17 protein-coding genes and 3 pseudogenes are annotated in these 22,071 nt (G+C 70.4%); 16 read left to right on the forward strand and 4 right to left on the reverse strand.

Annotation, left to right across the window (positions count from 1 at the left end; all coding sequences use genetic code 11):
* The first annotated feature begins 85 nt into the window (after window positions 1–85).
* The 4 genes and pseudogenes from ET445_RS04300 to ET445_RS04315 all read left to right on the forward strand — a co-directional run bounded on the left by ET445_RS04300 (window position 86) and on the right by ET445_RS04315 (window position 5,196).
* Window positions 86–1,217: pseudogene (locus ET445_RS04300) on the forward strand (thiamine pyrophosphate-dependent dehydrogenase E1 component subunit alpha).
* Between the two features lie 134 nt (window positions 1,218–1,351).
* A pseudogene (locus ET445_RS04305) lies at window positions 1,352–2,310 on the forward strand (alpha-ketoacid dehydrogenase subunit beta).
* Window positions 2,311–2,380: 70 nt separating this feature from the next.
* Window positions 2,381–3,752, forward strand: a pseudogene (locus ET445_RS04310) (dihydrolipoamide acetyltransferase family protein).
* 55 nt (window positions 3,753–3,807) lie between these two features.
* Window positions 3,808–5,196, forward strand: coding sequence for an O-acetylhomoserine aminocarboxypropyltransferase/cysteine synthase family protein (locus tag ET445_RS04315; protein ID WP_129189147.1), 1,389 nt, complete (start codon window positions 3,808–3,810; stop codon window positions 5,194–5,196).
* A gap of 15 nt (window positions 5,197–5,211) precedes the next feature.
* Here ET445_RS04315 and ET445_RS04320 read toward each other — a convergent pair whose 3' ends face one another.
* Together ET445_RS04320 and ET445_RS04325 are read right to left on the reverse strand one after the other, a co-directional pair.
* Window positions 5,212–5,466: a GNAT family N-acetyltransferase gene (locus ET445_RS04320; RefSeq protein WP_129189149.1), complete on the reverse strand. Its 255-nt coding sequence runs from the start codon at window positions 5,464–5,466 to the stop codon at window positions 5,212–5,214.
* Window positions 5,463–5,666 carry a hypothetical protein gene (locus ET445_RS04325; protein ID WP_129189151.1) on the reverse strand — a complete coding sequence of 68 codons (204 nt, stop codon included), beginning with the start codon at window positions 5,664–5,666 and terminating at the stop codon, window positions 5,463–5,465. Before ET445_RS04325 ends, ET445_RS04320 begins: the two co-directional genes overlap by 4 nt.
* Before the next feature lie 167 nt (window positions 5,667–5,833).
* Here ET445_RS04325 and ET445_RS04330 point away from each other — a divergent pair, with 167 nt between their 5' ends.
* From ET445_RS04330 to ET445_RS04375, 10 genes are all read left to right on the forward strand, one after another.
* Window positions 5,834–6,892, forward strand: a complete 1,059-nt coding sequence (locus tag ET445_RS04330; RefSeq protein WP_243695318.1) for a metal ABC transporter substrate-binding protein — start codon at window positions 5,834–5,836, stop codon at window positions 6,890–6,892.
* Between the two features lie 79 nt (window positions 6,893–6,971).
* Window positions 6,972–7,673: a metal ABC transporter ATP-binding protein gene (locus tag ET445_RS04335; RefSeq protein ID WP_129189153.1), complete on the forward strand. Its 702-nt coding sequence runs from the start codon at window positions 6,972–6,974 to the stop codon at window positions 7,671–7,673.
* The gene (locus tag ET445_RS04340) at window positions 7,673–8,536 is read left to right on the forward strand and encodes a metal ABC transporter permease (RefSeq protein WP_129189155.1); all 864 of its coding nucleotides are present in this window, start codon (window positions 7,673–7,675) and stop codon (window positions 8,534–8,536) included. The genes ET445_RS04335 and ET445_RS04340 overlap by 1 nt, the downstream gene beginning before the upstream one ends.
* Window positions 8,536–9,378 (forward strand): metal ABC transporter permease, encoded by an 843-nt coding sequence (locus ET445_RS04345; protein ID WP_129189157.1) that lies wholly within the window; start codon window positions 8,536–8,538, stop codon window positions 9,376–9,378. Before ET445_RS04340 ends, ET445_RS04345 begins: the two co-directional genes overlap by 1 nt.
* Window positions 9,375–9,803: a Fur family transcriptional regulator gene (locus tag ET445_RS04350; RefSeq protein WP_129189160.1), complete on the forward strand. Its 429-nt coding sequence runs from the start codon at window positions 9,375–9,377 to the stop codon at window positions 9,801–9,803. Before ET445_RS04345 ends, ET445_RS04350 begins: the two co-directional genes overlap by 4 nt.
* Before the next feature lie 158 nt (window positions 9,804–9,961).
* The gene (gene rpmB, locus ET445_RS04355) at window positions 9,962–10,198 is read left to right on the forward strand and encodes a 50S ribosomal protein L28 (protein ID WP_056727420.1); all 237 of its coding nucleotides are present in this window, start codon (window positions 9,962–9,964) and stop codon (window positions 10,196–10,198) included.
* Window positions 10,198–10,365: a 50S ribosomal protein L33 gene (rpmG, locus tag ET445_RS04360; protein ID WP_021760158.1), complete on the forward strand. Its 168-nt coding sequence runs from the start codon at window positions 10,198–10,200 to the stop codon at window positions 10,363–10,365. The genes rpmB and rpmG overlap by 1 nt, the downstream gene beginning before the upstream one ends.
* Window positions 10,366–10,368: 3 nt before the next feature.
* Entirely contained in the window at window positions 10,369–10,674 is a 306-nt protein-coding gene (gene rpsN, locus ET445_RS04365) for a 30S ribosomal protein S14 (RefSeq protein WP_129189162.1), read from the forward strand.
* Window positions 10,675–10,992: 318 nt separating this feature from the next.
* Window positions 10,993–11,280 (forward strand): HU family DNA-binding protein, encoded by a 288-nt coding sequence (locus tag ET445_RS04370; RefSeq protein WP_129189164.1) that lies wholly within the window; start codon window positions 10,993–10,995, stop codon window positions 11,278–11,280.
* A 106-nt stretch (window positions 11,281–11,386) separates the two neighbouring features.
* Window positions 11,387–13,417: a bifunctional copper resistance protein CopD/cytochrome c oxidase assembly protein gene (locus ET445_RS04375; RefSeq protein ID WP_208008540.1), complete on the forward strand. Its 2,031-nt coding sequence runs from the start codon at window positions 11,387–11,389 to the stop codon at window positions 13,415–13,417.
* A gap of 3 nt (window positions 13,418–13,420) precedes the next feature.
* On the opposite strand, the gene ET445_RS04380 is transcribed toward ET445_RS04375, so the two are convergent.
* The gene (locus ET445_RS04380) at window positions 13,421–14,467 is read right to left on the reverse strand and encodes a hypothetical protein (RefSeq protein WP_129189166.1); all 1,047 of its coding nucleotides are present in this window, start codon (window positions 14,465–14,467) and stop codon (window positions 13,421–13,423) included.
* 102 nt (window positions 14,468–14,569) lie between these two features.
* Here ET445_RS04380 and ET445_RS04385 point away from each other — a divergent pair, with 102 nt between their 5' ends.
* Window positions 14,570–15,874, forward strand: a complete 1,305-nt coding sequence (locus ET445_RS04385) for an ATP-dependent DNA helicase (RefSeq protein WP_129189168.1) — start codon at window positions 14,570–14,572, stop codon at window positions 15,872–15,874.
* Window positions 15,875–16,040: 166 nt separating this feature from the next.
* Window positions 16,041–17,288: a serine hydrolase domain-containing protein gene (locus ET445_RS04390; protein WP_129189192.1), complete on the forward strand. Its 1,248-nt coding sequence runs from the start codon at window positions 16,041–16,043 to the stop codon at window positions 17,286–17,288.
* Window positions 17,289–17,381: 93 nt separating this feature from the next.
* On the opposite strand, the gene ET445_RS17545 is transcribed toward ET445_RS04390, so the two are convergent.
* A complete protein-coding gene (locus ET445_RS17545) occupies window positions 17,382–22,010 on the reverse strand; it encodes a S8 family peptidase (RefSeq protein WP_208008542.1) in 4,629 nt (1,542 codons plus the stop codon).
* Window positions 22,011–22,071: the final 61 nt, after the last annotated feature.

Genomic DNA, 22,071 nt, shown 5'->3' on the forward strand with positions numbered 1-22,071 from the left:
GGCTGTAGGGTCCCTCTCGTCACCCCGGGCGAGGTTGTCGGAGACGCACAAGAATGCGGCATGGACCAGCGAGTACCGTGGAACGGTGGCCGCCCTTGATCGTGATTTCTCCACGCCGACACTGCAGCTGCTGACCCCGAGGGTCGGCTGCAGGCGACGCCCGAGGCAGAGCAGTTCCTGCCGATCGTCGAGGCGCTCTCCGACGCCGAGCTCGAGCAGTTCTACCGCGACATGCTCACCTCCCGCCGCGTCGACATCGCGGGCGCCAACCTGCAGCGACAGGGCCAGCTCGCGCTCTGGGTACCGAGCCACGGGCAGGAGGCGGCGCAGGTCGGCTCGGCGCGTGCGGCCCGCCCGCAGGATCACATCTTCCCGTCGTACCGCGAGCACATCGTCGGCATGATCCGCGGCCTCGACCCCGTGAACATCCTGTCGCTCCTTCGCGGGGTGACGCTCGGCGGGTGGGATCCCGCCGAGAACGGCAACTTCCACCTGTACACGCTCGTCCTTGCATCGCAGACGTTGCACGCGACGGGCTACGCGATGGGCGTGAGCTTCGATCGAGCGGCGGCGACGGGCGACCCCGAGTCGGATGTCGCGGTGCTCGTCTACTTCGGCGACGGGTCGACCTCGCAGGGCGACGCGAGCGAGGCGCTCGTGTTCGCGTCGAGCTACCAGACGCCGCAGGTGTTCTTCGTGCAGAACAACCAGTGGGCGATCTCGGTGCCGGTCTCGCGTCAGTCCCGCTCCCCATCTCGCTCCGCGGCGGCGGCTTCGGCATGCCGGGTCTCCGCATCGACGGCAACGACGTGCTCGTGAGCTACGCGGTGAGCCGCACGGCCCTCGAAGAGGCGCGCTCGGGACTCGGGCCGTCGTTCATCGAGGCCGTGACGTACCGCATGGGCGCGCACACGACGGCCGACGACCCGACGAAGTACCGCACGCAGGACGAGGTCGACCTGTGGACCACGCGCGACCCCATCACGCGCTACCGCGCGTGGCTCGAGGGGCGCGGGGCATCCACCGCGTTCTTCGACGAGGTCGACGAAGAGGCGCAGGATGTCGCATCCGACGTCCGCCGTCGGGCGCTCGACCTCGCGGGGCCGACGCGCGAGAAGATCTTCGAGCACGTGTACAGCGAGGTGCACCCCTTGATGGAGGCCGAGTACGCGTGGCTCGACGCATTCGAGCGCAGCCTCGACGAGGAGCCGGCATGACCGATCTCGACACGTACACCTTCGGCATCGACGAGGAGGCGCCCGTGACGGACGCGACGACGGCCCAGTCGCCCGAGGCGGCGGAGCCGGCAGGGGCGGTCGAGCCCGAGGTGCGCGGCGTGCACACGCTGTCGATGGCGAAGGCCATCAACGCGGGCCTGCGCGATGCGCTCGCCGACGACGAGAAGGTCCTGCTCATGGGCGAGGACATCGGCAAGCTCGGCGGCGTCTTCCGTGTGACCGAGGGCCTTCAGGCGGAGTTCGGCGAGGGCCGCGTGCTCGACTCGCCGCTCGCCGAGTCGGGCATCGTGGGCACGGCGATCGGCCTCGCGATGCGCGGCTACCGCCCGGTGATCGAGATCCAGTTCGACGGGTTCATCTTCCCCGCGTTCGACCAGATCACCACCCAGCTCGCCCGCCAGACGCTCCGCCACGAGGGCCGCATCTCGATGCCGATCGTCATCCGGGTGCCGTACGGGGGACACATCGGCTCGATCGAGCACCACCAGGAGAGCCCGAGGCGTACTTCGCGCACACCCCGGGCCTTCGGGTCGTGAGCCCGTCGAACCCGCACGACGCGTACTGGATGATCCGCGAGGCGATCGAGTCGAACGACCCCGTGATGTACTTCGAGCCCAAGAGCCGGTACTGGCCGAAGGGTCCGGTGAATCTCGACCACGCGGGGATGCCGCTCCACGCGAGCCGGGTCGTGCGCGAGGGAACGGATGTCACGGTCGTCGGCCACGGCGCCATGGTCGCGACGCTTTTGCAGGCGGCCGAGATCGCGGCCGAGGAGGGTCGCAGCCTCGAGGTCGTCGACCTCCGCAGCCTCTCCCCCATCGACTACGGCCCGCTGCTCGACTCGGTGCAGCGAACGGGACGGCTCGTCGTCGCGCAAGAGGCGTACGGCAACGTGTCGGTCGGGTCCGAGATCGCGGCGACGGTCGCCGAGCGGGCGTTCTACGCGCTCGAGGCGCCCGTGCTGCGGGTGTCGGGCTTCGACACGCCGTTCCCGCCGGCCTCGCTCGAGACCGAGTTCCTGCCGAGTCCCGACCGGGTGCTCGAAGCCGTCGACCGGGCGCTAGCGTACTGATGACGCGCCCGCTCGGAGCGCTCCGGATCGTATGCCGGAACGCGGATGCACCTGTTGAGAGGGTGAACGAATGAGCGAGATCCGGTTCCCGCTGCCCGACGTCGGCGAAGGCCTCACCGAGGCCGAGATCGTCGAGTGGAAGGTCGCCCCGGCGACACGATCGTCCTCGACCAGGTGTTCGTCGAGATCGAGACGGCGAAGTCGCTCGTCGAGCTGCCGAGCGCGTTCGAGGGAGTCGTCTCCGAGCTGCTCGTCGAGGCGGGCACGACGGTCGACGTCGGCACGCCCATCCTCGTCATCCAGACGGATGTCTCGGCGGGTGCGCCTGCCGCCCCCGCACCGGCGGCCGCGACCGCAGTCGCCGAGCCCGAGGCATCCGGTGCCGTCCTCGTCGGACACGGCAGCTCGGGGCCCGTGCAGAGCCGCCGGAGGCGGCACCCCGCTCCGGGCGGCGCGCACGAGCACCTCGCGCCCCTGCCCGTGGCATCCGCCGCGCCCGTGCAGGCCGGTTCGACGGGCTCGGCGGGCGGCACCGAGACATCCGCGCTCGCCGCACCTGCGTCGGCACCGCGCGACGTGCAGGTGCCCGTGATCGCGAAGCCGCCGATCCGCAAGCTCGCGAAAGACCTCGGCGTCGACCTCTCGAAGGTCACCGGAACCGGGCCGATCGGCGACATCACGCGCGACGACGTCATCCGCGAGGCGAGCCAGGCGAGCGTGTTCCGGAACATCCAGACCCCCGAGGCGCCTGCCGGCCGCGAGACGCGGATCCCCGTCAAGGGCGTGCGAAAGGCCATCGCGAACGCCATGGTGCAGAGCGCATACTCCGCGCCGCATGTATCGGTCTTCGTCGACGTCGATGCGACGCGCACGATGGAGTACATCAAGCGGCTGAAGGCCTCTCCCGACTACGCGGGCGTCAAGGTGTCGCCCTCCTCATGATGGCGAAGGCCGTCATCTGGGCGGCTCGCCGCAACCCGACCGTCAACGCGCAGTGGACCGACGAAGAGATCATCGTCAAGCACTTCGTGAACCTCGGCATCGCCGCGGCGACGCCGCGCGGGCTCATCGTGCCGAACGTGAAAGAGGCGCAGGCGATGTCGCTCGTCGAGCTCGCGACGGCGCTCGAGCAGCTCACGCTCGTCGCGCGCGAGGGCAAGACGCAGCCCGCCGAGATGCAGGGCGGCACGATCACGATCACGAACATCGGCGTGTTCGGCATGGACACGGGCACTCCGATTCTGAACCCGGGCGAGGTCGGCATCGTCGCACTGGGCACGATCAAGCAGAAGCCGTGGGTCGTGGAAGGCGAGGTCAGGCCGCGTTTCGTGACGACGATCGGCGGCTCGTTCGACCACCGTGTGGTCGACGGTGACGTCGCGAGTCGGTTCTTGGCCGATGTTGCTGCGATCATCGAGGAACCCGCCCTGCTGCTCGAATAGCATCGGTGCGGTCCCCGGCGCGCCCGCGCACCCCGCACCACCAGGAGAGCCCCGCATGTCCCTCGAATCCGACGCGCTCATCGACGCGCCCGCCCACGAGTTCGGCTTCGACACCGAACAGCTCCACGCGGGCTACCAGGGCGAGGCGGCGCACGGCGCGCGCATCACGCCGATCTACCTCACGGCGGGGTTCATCTTCGACGACTTCGACCAGGCGGCGGCCCGGTTCGGCGGCAGCGATGCGGGATACGTCTACTCGCGCACGAACAACCCGACGCTCGCGGCGCTCGAGCAGTCGATCGCGCGTCTCGAGCGCGGCGCGGGGGCGACGCTCGCGGGGAGCGGCCAGGCGGCGATCGCGGTGGGCCTGCTCGGCGTGCTCGCCGCGGGCGACCACTTCCTGTCGACGCCGAGCATCTACGAGGGCACGCGGGCGCTCTTCCGCGGCAACCTCAGCCGGTTCGGCATCGAGGTCGAGTTCGTCGACGACCCCAACGACCCCGACGACTGGGCTCGCCGCGTGCGGCCGAACACGAAGCTCTTCTACGGCGAGGCGATCCCGAACCCGAAGAACGACCTCATCGACATCGAGCTCATCGCGAATGCGGCGCACGCGCACGGGCTGCCGTTCGCGATCGACTCGACCGTGCCGACGCCCTACCTGCTGCGACCGATCGAGTACGGCGCCGACATCGTGCTGCACTCGACGAGCAAGTTCCTCGCCGGGCACGGCTCGACGATCGGCGGCGTCACGGTCGACGCGGGCAACTTCGACTGGTCGAAGCATCCCGAGAGGTTCCCGCACCTCTTCAAGCCGATGGTCGCGGGCGACCCGACGACCTGGATCGAGAAGTTCGGCCCGCTCGCGAACTTCGCCTTCACGCGCTCGGTCGTCGCGGGCCGCCTCGGCACGAGCTTTTCGCCGTTCAACGCCTACCAGGTGCAGCAGGGCATCGAGACGCTCTCGCTCCGCATGGAACGGCACGTCGCGAACGCGCAGGTCGTCGCCGAGTGGCTCGACCGCCAGCCCGAGGTGTCGAGCGTCGACTACCCCGGCCTGCCGTCGAACCCGTACCACGCGCTCGCGCAGCGCTATTACCCGAAGGGGCCGGGCTCGGTCTTCGCGTTCACGCTCACGGGCGGTCAGGAGGCGGCGAAGGTCGTCTACAACGCGGTCGAGGTCTTCACGCGGATGACCCACATCGGCGATGTCCGGTCGCTCATCCTGCACCCGCCGACGACGACCCACTCGAAGCTCTCCCAGGCCGAGCGCGACGCCGGCGGCATCTGGCCGGGGCTGCTTCGCCTGTCGGTGGGCATCGAGGATGTCTCCGACCTGATCGCCGACCTTGACCGCGCATTCAAGGTGCTGCGGGGCGAGAATCCGCCGTCGCTTCATGCCGGTGCAGGCGCCGGCGAGCGGGTGCAGGCCGACGGGCTGTAGGGGCTGCAGCCTCGGCTACAGCCGCGTCTCGTACACGACCGATTCGGGCGCGCGCGAGACCTCGATGAGCCCGGCGTGCTCGAGTGCACGGCGGGCGGGGACGTTCGCGATCTCGGCTTCGGCGCGCGCGACGGTCGCGCCGGCCGCACGCAGCACCTCGAGCGCGCCGAGGACGGTGTGCACGGCGAGGCCCTGTCCGCGGACGGCGGGCACGAGGGCGAAGGCGAACTCGACGGCGCCGTCGTCGTCGACGGGGCCGAAGACGTTCACTCCCCGATCGTCGCTTCGTCGGCGGAGCGGCGCACGAGGTACGGGCCGAACGGCGCGGGGTCTCCCCCGTCGCGCACGGCCTGCACGTACTCGGCGAGCATCTCGGGCTCGTCGGTGAAGGCGTAGCCGCCCTCCCAGCCGTCGCGCGGGTCGACCGCTCCGGCGAGGATGCGCTCGGCATCGGCAAGGGTGAACGGCACCAACGTGATAGGGGACGTCGTCGTTTCCACGTGCTTCACCATCTCATCGAACGCTGCGACACGCCAGGGAGCATCCGATGAGTGGTCGATGAACGGTGCGGATGCGTCGTCGAGTGACGCTTGTTCGTGGTTTTGACAATCATTATCAATAAACCTAGGCTGACCATGTGACCCTGACTCGACGACCCCTCCGCGTCTCCGCCCTCGCCCTCGGCGCTCTGTTCACCACGAGCGCTCTCGCCCTCGCCGGCTGCGCCGGCCCCGGGGCATCCGAATCATCCGACGGTCCCTCGATCGTCGCGACGACGACCCAGGTCGGCGACTTCACGCGCGAACTGCTGGGGGAGCAGGGCACGCTCACGCAGTTGCTCCAGCCCAACCAGAGCGCGCACTCGTTCGACCCGTCCGCCGCGCAGCTCCGCGCCCTCGCGAGCGCCGACGCGCTCGTCGTCAACGGCGCCGGGCTCGAGACGTGGATCGACGACGCGATCTCCGCGTCCGGCTTCAGCGGCGACCTCATCGACGCGAGCACGGGCATCGAGCTGCACGGCACGCACGAGCACGAAGAAGGCGAAGACGAGCACGCCGAAGACGAGCACGCCGAAGACGAGCACGCCGAAGAGGGCGAGGACCACGAGCACGAGCACGCCGAGGGCAACCCGCACATCTGGACCGACCCGGCCCTCGCCGAGGTCATGGTGCAGAACATCGCCGCTGGCCTCGAGCAGATCGACGGCATCGACGCCGCGCAGATCGAGGCGAACGAGACCGCCTACCTCGACAAGCTCACCGCGCTCGACGATTGGATCCGCGAGAACGTCGACCAGGTGCCCGCCGACAAGCGGCTCCTCGTGACCAACCACGACGCCTTCACCTACTTCGTCGAGGCGTACGGCATCACGTTCGTCGGCAGCGTCATCCCGAGCTTCGACGACAACGCCGAGCCGAGCGCCGCCGAGATCGACGAGCTCGTCGCGAAGATCAAGGCCACGGGCGTGAAGGCCGTGTTCTCCGAGGCATCCATCTCGCCCAAGACCGCCGAGACGATCGCGCGCGAGGCGGGCGTCGAGGTCTTCTCGGGCGACGACGCGCTGTACGGCGACTCGCTCGGAGTCGAGGGCAGCCCGGGGGCGACCTATATCGGCAGCCAGATCCACAACGTCACGCGCATTCTGCAGTCCTGGGGCGTCGAACCTTCCGCGTTGCCCGCCGTCCTGCAAGGATGACCCGCATGAGCGATCGGCCCGGGAGCACCCCTGTCCTGCGGCTCGTCGATGCCGAGTTCACCCACCCGGCGGCGCCGGGGTGGGTGGGCTGGCGTTCGCGATCGAACCGGGTGAGGCCGTCGCGCTCATCGGGCCGAACGGCGCAGGCAAGTCGACGCTCCTCGGCGGGCTGCTCGGGCTCGTGCCCCGCACGGCTGGCACGGTCGAGTACCTCGGCGAGACGCATGCCGCCGTCGGCATGATCGGATTCCTGCCGCAGTCGGCCGAACTCGACCCCGAGTTCCCGATCAGTCTCGAGCAGGTCGTCATGCAGGGTCGCTATCGCAAGCTCGGATTCTTCAGGTGGCCCGGCCGCGACGACCGGCGGGCCGTTCGCGAGTCCCTCGCGACCGTGGGCCTCGGCTCGCTCGCGAAGCGCCGGTTCGGGGAGCTTTCCGGCGGACAGCGTCAGCGCGGACTCCTCGCGCGGGCGCTCGCGAGCGAACCGTCGCTGCTCCTCCTCGACGAGCCGTTCAACGGCCTCGACCAGCAGAACCGCGACGCGCTCATCGACACGCTGCGCGTGCTGAAGCACCGGGGAGTGGCGGTGCTCGTCTCGACCCACGACCTCGAGCTCGCACGGCTCGTGTGCGACTCGGTCGTGCTCGTGAACGGCGTGCAGCTCGCGCACGGCCCGGTCTCCGATGTGCTCACGCTCGGCAACCTGCAGGAGTGCTTCGAGGGCAACGAGATCGAGATCGACGAGCACACCCTCGTCGTGCCCGGCCACGAGGGGCATTGATGGAGGTCTTCGACGCGCTGTTCGGCGCGTTCGAGCTGCCGTTCATGGCGCGCGCGCTCGGCGTCATGCTCGTGCTCGCGGTCGTCGCGGGCGTCGTCGGCGTGCTCGTCAACCTCCGCGGCCTCGAGTTCATCAGCGACGGGCTCACGCACGCCGTGTTCCCGGGCCTCGCGATCGGCCTCGCGGTCGGCGGCATGCAGGGCGTGCTGCCGGGCGCGGCGATCGCCGCGCTCGCGGCGGCGCTCGTGCTCACGTGGCTGGGTCGCACGGCGGCGGTGACGGATGACGCGGCGATCGCCATCGTCCTCACTGCGACGTTCAGCGTCGGCGTCATCGTCGTCTCGCGCTCGAACGACTATGCGGGACAGCTCGAGACCCTGCTCTTCGGGCGGGTGCTCACGATCCCGCCCGCCGACCTCGTGCCGCTCATCATCGTGAGCCTCGTCGCACTCGCGGCGATCGTGGTCACCCTCAAACAGCAGCTGTTCCGCGCCTTCGACGCGCGCGGGAGCCGCGCCGCGGGGGATTCGGCGTTCCGCCTCGACCTCGTGCTCAACTGTGCGGTCGCGCTCGTCGTCGTCGCTGCGGCGTCGACCGTCGGCACGCTCCTCGTGCTCGCCCTGCTCATCATGCCGGGCGCCGTCGCGCGGCTCGTGACCGATCGGCTGTGGCTGCTCTTCCCCGTCGCAGGCGGCTTCGCCGCACTCGCGGCCTGGCTCGGCCTCGCGACGGGCTACGGGGTATCGGTCTCGGGCGGCATCGAGGTGCCGGCCGGCGCGACGATCGTCATCGTCTTCGTCGTCGGCTACGCGCTCGTGCTCGCCGTCGCTTGGGCGGCCGGACGCGTGAGGACGGCGCGCTGATGGGCTTCTTCGAGCGGGCGCTCCTCGCCGCCGTCGTCATCGGGGCCGGCGCCGGATTCGTCGGCGCGCTCGTCGTGCTGCGGCGCCGCACGTTCTTCGCGCAGGCGCTCACGCACGCCACCTACCCGGGAGCCGTCATCGCCGCCGCGCTCGGGTTCAGCGTGCCGGCGGGAGCCGCGGTCGCCGCGGTCGCCATCGTCGCGGTCATGGCGGGCATCGGCCGCATCCGGCGCCAGGGGCCGCAGGTCGCCGCGGGCATCGTGCTGACGGGCGGCTTCGCTGCCGGGGCCATCCTGCAGGCGGTCATCCCGGGCCTGCCCGTGCACCCCGAGTCGCTCCTCGTCGGCTCGATCCTCACCGTCACCGACGGAGACATCCTGCTCGCGGCATCCGTCGCCGTCATCGCGGTCGTCCTCGTCGCGGCCTTCGGCACCCGCATCGTGTTCTCGACCTTCGATCCCGCCGGGTTCCGCGCAGCGGGATTCCGCGAATGGCCCGTCGAACTCCTCGTGCTCGCCCTCACCGCCGCGACCGTCGTGAGCGCGCTGCCCGCCGTCGGCGCGATCCTCGCGATCGCGCTCATCGCGGCGCCCGCCGCCGCCGCGCGGCTCGTCGTGTCGAGCTTCCGCGGCGTGCTCGTCGCCGCCCCCGTCATCGGCGCGGCATCCGGAATCCTCGGCGTGCTCGCCTCCCGCGTGTTCGCCGTCGCCGCCGGGCCCTCGATCGCGATCGCCGCGACCCTGTTCTTCGTCATCTCGTTGGGTGCGGCACAGCTTCGACGGCTACCGTTGAGGCGGCGGGCGATTCCCGTCGAGACCGCGGAGGAGGCGATCCGGGCATGAAGCGCAACACGTGGCAGCGCGAGGCCGTGCGCGAAGCCCTCGACGGCACCGACGGGTTCATCAGCGCGCAAGCGCTGCACTCCGAACTGCACCGCACGGGCTCGCCCATCGGGCTCGCGACGGTCTACCGAGCGCTCGGCGACCTCGCAGCAACGGGCGAAGCCGACTCGCTGCAGTCGCCCGAGGGCGAGGCGCTCTACCGTGCGTGCTCGACGACCGGCCACCATCACCACCTGATCTGCCGCAACTGCGGGCTCACGGTCGAGATCGCGGCCGACGAGGTCGAGGCGTGGGCGCAGCGCATCGCCGCCGAGAACGGCTTCACGGCGGCGGCCCACGTCGTCGACGTGTTCGGGTTGTGCGCCGACTGCACGAGGCTCCAGGCCGCGGGGAGTAGCGCCGACCGCGCGGGCGCGCGTACATGAGACATCCGCCGATCTGATAAGATCGAGGTTTGTCCGGGCACTTCCACTGCCCGGTACGTAGACGAATCCCCAGTATCTACCCGGGCGACCGGGGAATTCGCCTGCAGACAAGAGACCTTGGGAGGGGCATCCGCCCCTCGGTATTGGAGGAAAGACCAATGGCAGCAGTGTGCCAGGTGACCGGAGCCGTTCCCGGCTTCGGCCACAACATCTCGCACTCGCACCGCCGGACGAAGCGCCGCTTCGACCCGAACGTGCAGAAGAAGACCTACTACGTGCCGTCGCTTCGTCGTAACGTCACCCTGAACGTGTCCGCCAAGGGCATCAAGGTGATCGACGCCCGTGGCATCGAGGCCGTCATCAAGGACATCCAGGCTCGTGGGGTGAAGCTCTAATGGCGAAGCAGCAGGACATCCGTCCCATCATCAAGCTCCGTTCGACGGCCGGCACCGGGTACACCTACGTGACCCGCAAGAACCGTCGCAACAACCCCGACCGTCTCGTGCTCAAGAAGTACGACCCCGTGGTGCGCAAGCACGTCGACTTCCGAGAGGAGCGCTAAGACATGGCGAAGAAGAGCAAGATCGCGCGCAACGAGCAGCGCAAGGTGATCGTCGACCGCTACGCGGCCAAGCGCCTCGAGCTGAAGAAGGCGCTCGTCGACCCGAACGGCACCGACGAGTCGCGCGAGGCCGCCCGCGTCGGCCTCCAGAAGCTCCCCCGCAACGCATCGCCCATCCGCGTGCGTTCGCGTGACGCGATCGACGGCCGCCCCCGCGGTGTCCTCACGAAGTTCGGCATCTCGCGTGTCCGCTTCCGTGACATGGCGCACCGTGGCGAGCTGCCCGGCATCACCAAGTCGAGCTGGTAAGCAGCACGCATCAGCGTCCGAAGGGCGCCGGCTTCGGCCGGCGCCCTTCGTCGTCGCCGGGGTCGGTTCGAGGTCGCGCACGACAGACGGCGAGGATGCCTCGGATCGATTGAAGTGCTCCGGATGCTTCGCCGTGAGCGAACCAGACGCGACACGCCGGGTCACAGAGCCCCGTTCAGCCCGGAAATCCGCGTGTTTCCGCGGATCTCTGCTACATTCAAGGCGGCCTGATCGGCCGCGGGGGCGGTTGAACGATCGTTCCCGAATTCTCTGAATCACAGCTGCTCAATCGCAGCGAACGTCCGAGGAGGACATTCAATGGCTGACAAGTCGCTGAACAAGACCGAGCTCGTCGCGAAGATCGCCGCGTCGACGAACCAGAGCCAGGCCACGGTCGACGCCGTGCTCGGCGGTCTCTTCGACGCGCTCGCCGAGGCCGTCGGCTCCGACACCAAGGTCTCGATCCCCGGCTGGCTCGCCGTCGAGCGCACGTCGCGCGCTGCCCGCACGGGCCGCAACCCGCAGACCGGTGAGACCATCCAGATCCCGGCCGGTCACTCGGTCAAGGTCTCGGCCGGCTCGAAGCTCAAGGCTGCCGCGAAGTAATCGCGAAGGAGGGGCGGGCGGCCGAGGCCTCCCGCCCTTCGTCGTGCCCGCGCGAACCTGTGAGTGCGCGTCACGGGCCCTCGGATGCCTCGCCTAGGCTGGTGCGGTGCCCCGCTCCGTTCGCGTGCTCGGCCCTGCCGCGCTCCTCGTCGTCGCGCTCTTCGCCGTCGTCGCGGGCCTCGTCGTGGGCGGGGGAGCGGCGCCGCTCCTGATCCAAGACCCCGGCCCCGCCGTGCGGTGGGGGCTCCCGATCGCGAAGCTCCTCGTCAACGTGTCGGCTGCGGGCGTGATCGGCTCGCTCGTGCTCGCGGTATGGGCGCTCAGCCCCGAGAAGCGCGAATTCGACCGCGCCCTCGACCTGGCCGCGGCATCCGCCGCCGTCATGACCGTCGCGGCCGCCGCGACGGGCCTCTTCACGTTCCTCGACGTGACGGGTGAGCAGCTCGACGCCGGCGAGGCGTTCGGCATGAAGCTCGGGCAGTTCCTGACGGCGATCCCCCTCGGGCAGGCCTGGCTCACGACGACGCTCGTCGCGGCGGCCGTCACGGTGCTGTGCTTCGCCGTCCGCAACCACACGGCACTCGTGTTCGTGACGCTGCTCGCGGTCGCGAGCCTCGTGCCGCTCGCCCAGCAGGGGCACGCAGCGGGCGCCGCGGGGCATGCCGCTGCCGTCACGGCACTCGGCCTGCACCTCGTGTTCGCAGCCGTCTGGCTCGGCGGGCTCATCGCGATCGTCGTGCTCCAGCCCGTCCTCGACGACAAGCGGCTGCCCGTCGTGCTCGCGCGCTATTCGACCGTCGCGCTCATCGCGTTCATCGTCGTCGCGGTGTCTGGATACGCGAGCGCGGCGCTCCGCATCGGCGACTGGCCGCAGCTGCTGACACCGTACGGCGCGCTCGTCGTCGTCAAGGTGTTCGCGCTCGTGGGGCTCGGGCTGCTCGGCGCGATCTGGCGTCGGTTCATCATCGGGCGGATGTCGCAGCAGGTCGCGTCGGGTCTCGATACGCGTCCTCCTGCGTCGGGCGCTACTCGACCGGCGGCCCCGGCCGTCACGCGCCGCCCCCTGTGGCTCATCGTCATCGTCGAACTCGCGTTCATGGGCCTCGCCTCGGGCGCGGCGGCCGCGCTCGCCCGCACGGCGACGCCCGTCTCCGAAGACGCCGTCGGTTCGCTCGCCCGCACGCCGGCCGAGATCCTCACCGGTGTGCCGCTGCCCCCGTGGCCCGAGATCTCGCGGTACTTCACCGAGTGGAACCCCGACCTCCTGTGGCTTCTCGCGTGCGGGTTCGGCATCTTCTTCTACCTGGCGGGCGTGCGGCGGCTGCGCCGCCGCGGCGACACGTGGCCGGTCTACCGCACAGTGCTGTGGGTGTCCGGGCTGCTGCTCCTCGCGTGGGTGACCTCGGGCGGGATCAACGTCTACGAGCAGTACCTCTTCTCCGCGCACATGTTCGGGCACATGCTCCTCACTATGGCGATCCCCGTGCTGCTCGTGCCGGGCGCGCCCGTGACGCTCGCTGCGCGAGCCATCCACCCTCGAAAGGACGGTTCGCGCGGCGGCCGCGAATGGATCCTCCTGGCCGTGCACTCGAAGGTCGCGAGCATCCTCGCGAACCCGATCGTCGCGGCGGTGCTGTTCGCGGGGTCGCTCTGGGTGTTCTACTACTCGCCGCTCTTCCGCTGGACGATGCTCGACCACACCGGTCACGTGTGGATGGTCGCGCACTTCCTCATCACGGGCTACCTGTTCGTCCAGTCCCTCATCGGCATCGATCCCGTGCCGTATCGACTGCCGTATCCGTTCCGCCTCGTGCTGCTCCTCGGCACGATGGCGTTCCATGCGTTCTTCGGGCTCGCGATCATGATGGGCACGGGTCTCCTCCTCGCCGACTGGTACGGCGCGATGGGGTGGGGCACCGACGCGCTCGTCGACCAGCAACTCGGCGGCGGCATCGCGTGGTCGATCGGCGAGATCCCGACCGTCGCGCTCGCGATCACGGTCGCAGTGCAGTGGTCGCGCAGCGACGAGAAGGAGTCGAAGCGGCGCGATCGGCACGCCGACCGCACGGGCGACGCCGAACTCGAGGAGTACAACGCCCGGCTCGCGGCGATCGCGGCGCGCGATGCGCAGCGATAGCGCCTATTTCAGCTGCACCGAGATCGAGCCGTCGCTCTTCACGGATGCGTCGAGCGCGACCGTGAACGAGACGTCCCGGTCCTCGGTGTAGAACTCCCCGTCGAAGAGCGACTGCAGGTCGACCGAGATGTGGGCGACGCCCGCGGTCTGGGGCATCTCGAACGCGGTCTCGCCGGCCGCGAGCGTGACGACCGGCATCGCGGCGATCGACCAGTTCGCGTCGCCGACGACCCGATCGGTGATCTCGATGCCGAAGGGGCAGTCGGTCGGCTGGAGCACGACCTGGGTCGCGCAGTTCTGGAGGAACCCGTCGAGCTGGGTCTGCACGCGGTCGACGAAGGCGGGCGTCGGCTGGGCGTCGACCACGGCGGCGACATGGCCGGATGCCCCGGCGACCACGTGCACGGGCTCGGCGACGAGCAGATCGGACTCGTACGTGAAGTCGTAGGCGGCGGGCGCGATCGCGAGGTATGAGGCGGTCTGTGTGAAGGCGGAGAGTTCGTCGCCCGTCTTGAGCGCGCGTGCGTCGAGCTCGAGGGTGCCGACGGTGAAGAACGGGTTGTGCGCGGCGGTCACGTCGATGACGGCGAGGGGGCTCTGGGCGAACCGCCACCGATTGAGCACTCCGTAGAGCGGCTCGATGGGGCTGACCTCGAACGTGGTCTGCTCGATCGACTCGCCGAGCCGGTAGCTCGCGACGACCGTGTGCGAGCCGTCGTCGTGCGCTTCGTTCGAGACGATCTGCACGTCGGCGGGCCCGTCGGCGACGACACCGGACCGCAGCATCGCGGTCGACACGTTCGGAGGCAGTCCGAGCGCGGCAAGCGCGTCGGGCGACAGGGCGACGCCCGGCGTCGCCGCGGCCGCGGTGATCTCATCGTCCGCGATCGCGTTCAGATAGCGCTCGACGAAGTTGGACGCTCCGTAGAGCGTCTGATTGAGGGTGCCGAGGGCCGCGAAGAAGGCCCCGACGAGGAGGACCGCGATCCCCGTCCATCCGAGCATGGAAAGCCAGGGCACTCGCGTGACACGTGCTTCCCGGCTCCCCACGGGCACAGTCTATGTCGGCACTCCCGGCGAGCGGGTTGCACGCCCATGGCGGCGGTGTGAGACATCCGGTCTGTCGTCTCCGCTGCGAGGTACAGTGTTCCGGTGCCGGACGTCACCCTCACCGCAGAACAGGCGGCGGTGTTCGACGCGATCGAGCACACGCGCGAGCACGTCTTCGTCACGGGGCGCGCGGGCACCGGCAAGTCGACGCTCCTGACGCATCTCAACTTCCATACCGAGAAACAGATCGTCATCTGCGCGCCGACGGGTGTCGCCGCGCTCAACGTGGGCGGCCAGACCATTCACTCGCTCTTCCGGCTCCCGATCGGGGTGATCGCAGACCACGCGCTCGAGCAGAGCGACGCCGTGAAGAAGCTCCTCAACGCCATGGACACCCTCGTCATCGACGAGGTGTCGATGGTGAACGCCGACCTCATGGACGCCATGGATCGCTCGCTCCGCCAGGCGCGGCAGCGCCGGGCCGAGCCGTTCGGCGGCGTGCAGGTCGTGCTCTTCGGCGACCCGTATCAACTGGCGCCCGTGCCGGGCGACCTCGACGAGCGCCGGTACTTCTCCGACACGTACGAGTCGATGTGGTTCTTCGACGCGAAGGTCTGGCAGGAGGCATCCCTTCGCATCTTCGAACTCGGCGAGGTCCACCGTCAGCACGACGACACGTTCAAGCACATGCTGAACGCCGTCCGGCACGGCCAGGTGACCGCCGAGATCGCGGGGGCCCTCAACGCGACGGGCGCCCGCCGCCCGCTTCCCGAGCACGGCGCGATCACCCTCGCGACGCGAAACGACACCGTCACGCGCATCAACCGCACCCACCTCCACCGGCTTCCGGGGCAATCGATCGCGAACCCCGCCGAGGTCAACGGCGAGTTCGGCGGGCGGGCGTTCCCGGCCGACGAACGGCTCGAGCTGAAGATCGGCGCACAGGTGATGTTCCTCAGGAACGACTCCGCCGTGCGCGGCGATGGGCCCCGCTGGGTCAATGGCACGATCGGCACCGTCACGTCGCTCAAACGCGAGGTGCGCGTCGAGGTCGACGGGGTCGAGCACGAGGTCGAGCCCGCGACGTGGGAGAAGTACAAGTACTCGTGGGATCCCGTGCAGAAGCGGCTCGAGAAGGACGTGGTGGCCGAGTTCACGCAGTTCCCGCTGCGGCTCGCGTGGGCGGTCACCATCCACAAGGCGCAGGGCGCGAGCTACGACACCGCGATCGTCGACCTCGGCCAGCGCGTGTTCAGCCCCGGGCAGACGTACGTCGCGCTCAGCCGGCTCACGAGCCTCGAGGGCCTGTACCTCGAACGCCCGCTGCGGCCGAGCGACATCATCGTCGACCGCAACGTCGAGCGGTTCATGTCGGGCGCCGAGCGGGAGATCGGTACCGGAACGTGACCCCGAGTCATCCGTGAGGCTGATGCGCGCGCCCGAACCCCCGGGTTATGATCACAGCGTCACACACGTAGGGGGGCACGTGGAACGACGGGGGAACGGTCGTCGACTTCGAAGGCGAAGCGCAGCGCTTGGGGCGCTGAGCGGAGCGGTCGCCGTAGCGCTCGCGATGACCGGATGCATCGGCGGCACCGTCGACCCGGAGGCGCAGTTCGGCGGGACCGACGCCGCGATCCCGGTCGAGGTCTCCGATGCGCTCGACGCGGCGCTCGCGAACGCCGTCGCGCTGAGCGGCGCGAGCGGGGGCCTCGCCGCGATCGACGCGCCCTGGGCGGGGGAGTGGCGCGGTGTCGCCGGCACCGAGAGCTTCGACGAGCACGCGTCCGCGGTCGCGCCCGACGACAGCTTCCGGCTCGCGGGGGTGACCGGCGAGGTGACGTGCCTCATCCTGCTTCGTCTCGCCGACGCAGAGGTCGTCGGCCTCGCCGACCCCGTCTCAGAGCATGTCGACGGTATCCCCGGCCTCGACGGCATCACCCTCGAGCAGCTCTGCCGCCACACGTCGGGGCTCGCCGACTACTACCCGTCGCTTCGGACGCACTTCGCGCACAACCCCGAGCGGGTCTGGTCGCAGATCGAGCTCATCTCCAACGGGATGGCCCTCGACCGCGTCGGGACGCCGGGCGAGAAGTACTCCTATTCGCGCACCGGGCTGCTGCTCCTCGGCGTCGCGCTCGAACGCGCGACGAACCGCAGCTGGAACGACCTCGCCGAGCAGTACGTGTTCGAGCCTCTCGGGCTCGACGGAACCGAACTCCCCTCGCCGACCGACGTCGCCGACGCGTCGTCGCTCGACGGATACCTGCAGCCGCCCGGAGCCGACGGGAACCCCGTGTGCGATGTCCGCTACGACGTGTCGCGACTCTCGAGTTCAAGCGTGGGCGCCGCGGGCGGGGCGATCTCGACGCTCGACGATACGGTCACGATCAGCCAGGCGTTCGCCACCGGGTCGCTCCTCGGCGAGAAGACCGCGCGCGAGCAGTGGGCGACCGAGCACATCCCCGACCAGCCCTCCTGGGTCTCCGAAGGCGTCGGCGGGCTCGAATACGGCCCGCTTCGAGGCATCTCCACAGAGACCGCGGGTGCCGTGACGGCGGCCTTCACCGACCCCGGCAGCGGACTCACCGTCGTCCTCACGCTCAACAGCTCCACCGCCGGTCCCGACTTCGCGCGCGAGGCGGCGTTCGCGCTCGCCTCGATCGCGTCGAAGGCCCCGGGCGCAGACGGCGCGGAGGCGCCGCTCGTCGAACTGCCGTGGTCGATCGATCAGGCAAACGCCAATCTGGCGAGCCTCGCGAGGTGTGCGACGGCGCCGCCCGCCGAGGCGCCGCCTGCGGAGGCCCCAGCAGAAGGCTGACGTCGAAGCGCGACGGAACGGCGTCCGACACCACCCCAGGGATGTCGGACGCCGTCGCCTGCGAGAGAAGCCGTCGCGGGGATCGCCCGGGACTCAGCTCCGCCCGTCTCGGCGCCTGCGGCGCATGCCCGCGGTCACGGCCACGCCTCCCAACGCCAGGATGAGCGCGGCGATCGCGATGAGACCGCCCGCTTCGACGCCCGTGAACGCGAGCGGGCCACCGCCCGCAGCGGGCGAGTTCGAGCCGCCCCCGACCGGTCCGCCTTGTCCGGGACCGCCGGGACCGCCGGGACCGCCGGGCGTACCGGGATCGACCGGGTCGGTGACCGGTGCGAGCTCGGCGAGCGTCACCGCAGTCGTCAGGATGAGCCGGTGGGCGGAGATCTGCTTGTCGGGAGTGATCACCTCGTACTTCGCGCGCACCCAGAACGGCTCGCCCTCCTCGACCTGGATCGTGCGAGCCATCACAGGCCCGGGTTCGAGGACCCGGTCGTGCGGCACGCCCTCCCAGTAGAACTGGCCGGAGTAGATGCTCGACCCGTAGCCCACCGAGAAGTCGTACCCGCTGCTGTAGGCCGGGTAGCGGTTGAAGTGGGTGAGCGTCACGGGGTGCTCGGGGTCGGGCTCGGCCGCGAGCATCGCGTCCGACGCGGGTTCTCCGGACGTGAAGTCCAGAAGTCCCGCGGTCGGGGCCAGTCCGGCGATGCTCGGAGACCTCGAGGCATCCGGAAGCTGCGCGTCGCCGACGATCTCGGGGCTCAGCGTTCCGTCGGAGAGGATCGCCCAGAAGTCGTTCGTGATCTTCGGGGCGTCCGCGCATCGCGCGGAGCCCGTGTTCGCGTACGACGCGAGCACCTCGCCGTCGATCAGGAAGTCGACGCCCGTCATGGCGGTCATGTCGTACGTGCCCGAGATGACGGGCTTGTCGATCCAGATCGTCGCGAACACGACCGGGCCTGAGCACATCTTGTAGCGGACGGTCGCCTGGGTGATCGCCCCGACCTGGTTGTCGTAGACGATGTCGACGAGGTTCGGGTCGGCCGCGTTCGCGGTCATGGTGACCGTGCTCGGCTTCGTCTCCTCGACCGTGAACGGGTGGTCGATCTGCTGCGACAGCGAGCCGTCGACCGCGACCGCCCACACGTGGATCGTGTAGTCGCCCGCCGTCACCCGTGCCGCCGAGCTCCGGCGCACATCGAAGTCGAACATCGGATCGTGCGAGAGCTCGAGCCGCTCGTCGAGGGCGATCGAGCCGCCTGCGCTCTCGATCACGACACGTGCCGTGCCGTTGCCGCTGAACTGCACCTCGGCGGCTGCCGACGCGGTGCCGTCGGCGAGGTACTCGACGTATTCGTAGGTGTCGACGACGAGGAAGTCGGCGACCTCGATGGATGCCTCGGCATGGCCCGACTCCGCGTCGATCCCGACGACGTGAACGCCCGCGGCCGTGTCGGCAGGCATGATCGGGTTCTGCCCCGCCCGGCCGTCGTCGCCGGCGATGCCGCGCGCGAACGGCTCGCCGTCGAGCGTGACGGTGAAGGGCTCGGCGGGATCGAGGCCGGCCGCCTCGACGACGAAGCCCTTGCCGGGGCGCACCCGCTCAGGCGCGACCGAGAGCGTGAACTCCTCGTCATCGGGCGGCGTCGGCTCGCCCGGCGTCGTCACGAAGACGTTCGTCGTGTCGAAGCCTGTGCCGACGTGCACGCGACCGAAGTACCGCGATCCGGGCTCCAGACCCGACCACGAGGCCGTGACCGAGGCGGGCTCGCCGAGCCGCATCGAGAGCACGCTCGGGTCGGCGGTGAAGCCGCCGACCGACGGGTCGCCCCCGACGAGATACGCCGTGAGGTCGTAGGCGAGGTCGCCCTCGCCCGAGAAGAAGTCGACCTCGAGCACGTATCGCGAGGAGCCCATCTCGGGCACGATGAGCGTCTCGTCGGCGCTCGGGGTGGTCGCCTCGCGCATGAGCCAGCCGCCGCCCGCGCCGTCGGACGAGTACAGGCGAAGGTCGAGGTCGGCCGAATCGTCCGCCGCATCGAGCTCGAAGCGGGCGTACGTCGTGCCCTCCGGGACCTCGATGAGGTGCCGGTCGCGCGTGCCGCCCGCGGTGCCGACGCCGTGCATGACGCGACCTTCGACGAGACCGTCGATCGCGATCGGCACGTCGGTCGTCGCGCCCGCCGAGACGGGGATGTCGACCGAACCGTCGACGCCTTCGCCCGTCGCACGTGACGGGACGCTGAGCAGCACGGGGCGCACCGCGAGCGGCGTCGTGACGGTGCCGCCGGCGCCGCCACCCGAGCCGCCGCCGACCCAGCGCAGCGCACCCGTCGTGAACTCCTCGAGAGCGGCATCCGTGCGACGGAAGGTGACCGTGTACGTCGCCTCTTCGCCCGCACCGCCGAATTCGAGCACGCTCGGCTCGACGGTCACGTCGACGCCGGGCATGTCGACCGCTTGCGCCTCGAAGCGGCCCGCGGCCGTCGAGGTCACCGTGCGCTCGACCGACTCGACGCCGGCGAGGGCGCCGATCGAGATCGATGCGAGGTTGAGACTCGACGGGTCGATCGGGGCGACGCCGAAGTCGGCGGCGCCGAGGCCCTGCACGTACCCCAGCCAGTCGTCGAGGTCGTTCAGGAAGAGCAGACCCGGCTCGAGGTAACGGCGCGGGTCGGTGTGGCCGGCGCCCTGGGCGAACGGGTCCGAGACGGGCGACCCCGAGGCATCCACCGTGTCGTACGCCGTCGTCATGAGGGCCGACTTGATCGCGGCCGGCGACGCGTTCGGGCGCTCGCCGAGGTAGAGGGCCGCGAGGCCCGCGATGTGCGGGGAGGCCATCGACGTGCCCGACATGAGCATGAAGGTCGGGTCTTCGCCCTCGGCGTTCGCGCCGTCGGCGAGGATCGCGACGCCGGGCGCGGCGACGTCGGGCTTCAGGATGTCTCCGCCGTCGGCGAGGATCGGCCCGCGCGACGAGAAGCCCGCGACCTGCGGGGTCGGGAACGTCGGACCGCCCGTCGTGTTGCCGTCTTCGAGGGTGACCGTCGCGCCGTCGGTCGCGGCGTACGCGGTCACGGCCTCGAACGAGTCGGCGTCGAGGTGGACGGTCGGCACCGAGTGGGTGTCGAGGTCGATCGAGTTCGGCGAGGGGTTCACGAGCACCATGGCGATGCCGCCCGCCCGGGCCACTTCGGCCGACTTCGCGACGCGGTCGAACACACCGCGCTCGCACAGCACGATCTTGCCCGCGGCACCCGCAGGGTCGAGCGTGTCGGGTCCGCACAGGGTCGGGCTCTCGGCGCCGCCGACGGCGATCGCCGACGCCGCGACAAGGGGTCCGGCGAGCGTTCCGGCCGCGGGCAGGGTGATCGATCCGCCGAGGAGCGCACGCCCGTCGCCGAGTCGCACGGTCGCGTCGTAGCTCGGGATGGTCGACGCCGCGACGGTCGTGATCCAGGGCGCCGCGTTGTCGGCGGTGGATGCCTCGGGGCCGGCGTTGCCCGCGGCCGCGGCGACGAAGATGCCCGCGGCCGCCGCGCGGAGGAAGGCCTGGTCGGTCAGTGAGACGGTCGAGTACGCCGAGCCGCCGCCGATCGAGAAGTTGATGACGTCGACGCCGTCGGCCACCGCGGCGTCGATCGCCGCGAGCAGGTCGCCCATGGCGCATCCGTCTTCGAGGTGGGTGAGACCCGACCAGCAGACCTTGTAGGCCGCGATCTTCGCGGCGGGCGCGACGCCCGAGATCTCGCCGAGGTCTCGGCCTGCGACGCTCGCGTGCACGCCGTGGTTGCCCGCGGCCGTGCTCGCGGTGTGCGAGCCGTGGCTGTTGCCGTCGCGCGGCGAGACGTACTCGGCACGGTCGGGGCCGATCTGGCCTTCGCCGAAGTTGTCGAGGAAGTAGCGCGCGCCGATGAGCTTCGTCGAGCAGTCGTCGGCCGCGAACTGCTCGCCCGTCTCGCAGACCCCGCGGAAGGTGCCGCCGTCGGACTTGTCGAAGACGATCTCGTCGCCGTCTCGGTAGGGGTCGGCGCCCGCCGTGTCGCCGAGCGGCTCGCCGGCGAACGAGGGGTTCTCGGGCGCGATGCCGGTATCGATGACGCCGACGACGACGCCCTCACCGGCCGAGGCGAACCCGCCCGTGGCGTCCCAGACTCCGCCGTCGCCCGAGAGTCCGAGGAACTCGGTCGACGGCACGGCCTCCTGCACGTGGAGGAGCTCGTCCTTCACGACCTCGACGACGCGCGGGTCGGCGTCGAGCGCGGCCGCCTGCTCGGCGGTGAGCGTACTCGAGAAGCCGTTCGTCGCGAGCGTGTACGAGCTGATGATCTCGGCGCCGACCGAGTCCGCGACCGCGGTCTGCTCGTCGGCGAGGTGGTCGGCGTAGGCGACGGCCCGCTTCGAGCGGGCGTCGAGGTCGCCGCCGTCGCGCGCTCGCGTGGCGGCGAACGATCCCGTGCCGCCCGCGTACGTGGCGACGGCCTCGTCGCGGAGGGTCACGATGTAGCGTCCGGCTTCGAAGGCCGAGGCGTCGCGCGCGAGCCCGGATGCGTCGGGGCCGGCGGGTTCAGTCGGACTCGTCGCGGGGAGGTCGTCGGCTGCGGCCGCGATCGCCGTGAGCGGCGAGACGGCCGTGCCTGCCGCGAGCACGAGAAGCGCTGCGCCGAGCGCGACGCCGGAGCGCCGCGCTCGGACGGCGCGGAAGAGGGGGGTTGGAGTGGTCACATGGGTCCTTGGCTTCGATGCGGATGCCGGCCCGCCGAGCCCGTGACGGGTCGGCGGTCGT

The organism is Agromyces protaetiae (genome assembly GCF_004135405.1).
GTDB lineage: Bacteria > Actinomycetota > Actinomycetes > Actinomycetales > Microbacteriaceae > Agromyces > Agromyces protaetiae.

What these genes read in the sequence shown, in the direction of transcription:
- ET445_RS04315 (WP_129189147.1), top strand. Translation starts at nt 3,808, where the DNA reads ATGTCCCTCGAATCCGACGCGCTCATCGACGCGCCCGCCCACGAGTTC.
- ET445_RS04340 (WP_129189155.1), top strand. Translation starts at nt 7,673, where the DNA reads ATGGAGGTCTTCGACGCGCTGTTCGGCGCGTTCGAGCTGCCGTTCATG.
- ET445_RS04345 (WP_129189157.1), top strand. Translation starts at nt 8,536, where the DNA reads ATGGGCTTCTTCGAGCGGGCGCTCCTCGCCGCCGTCGTCATCGGGGCC.
- ET445_RS04350 (WP_129189160.1), top strand. Translation starts at nt 9,375, where the DNA reads ATGAAGCGCAACACGTGGCAGCGCGAGGCCGTGCGCGAAGCCCTCGAC.
- rpmB (WP_056727420.1), top strand. Translation starts at nt 9,962, where the DNA reads ATGGCAGCAGTGTGCCAGGTGACCGGAGCCGTTCCCGGCTTCGGCCAC.
- rpmG (WP_021760158.1), top strand. Translation starts at nt 10,198, where the DNA reads ATGGCGAAGCAGCAGGACATCCGTCCCATCATCAAGCTCCGTTCGACG.
- rpsN (WP_129189162.1), top strand. Translation starts at nt 10,369, where the DNA reads ATGGCGAAGAAGAGCAAGATCGCGCGCAACGAGCAGCGCAAGGTGATC.
- ET445_RS04370 (WP_129189164.1), top strand. Translation starts at nt 10,993, where the DNA reads ATGGCTGACAAGTCGCTGAACAAGACCGAGCTCGTCGCGAAGATCGCC.
- ET445_RS04390 (WP_129189192.1), top strand. Translation starts at nt 16,041, where the DNA reads ATGACCGGATGCATCGGCGGCACCGTCGACCCGGAGGCGCAGTTCGGC.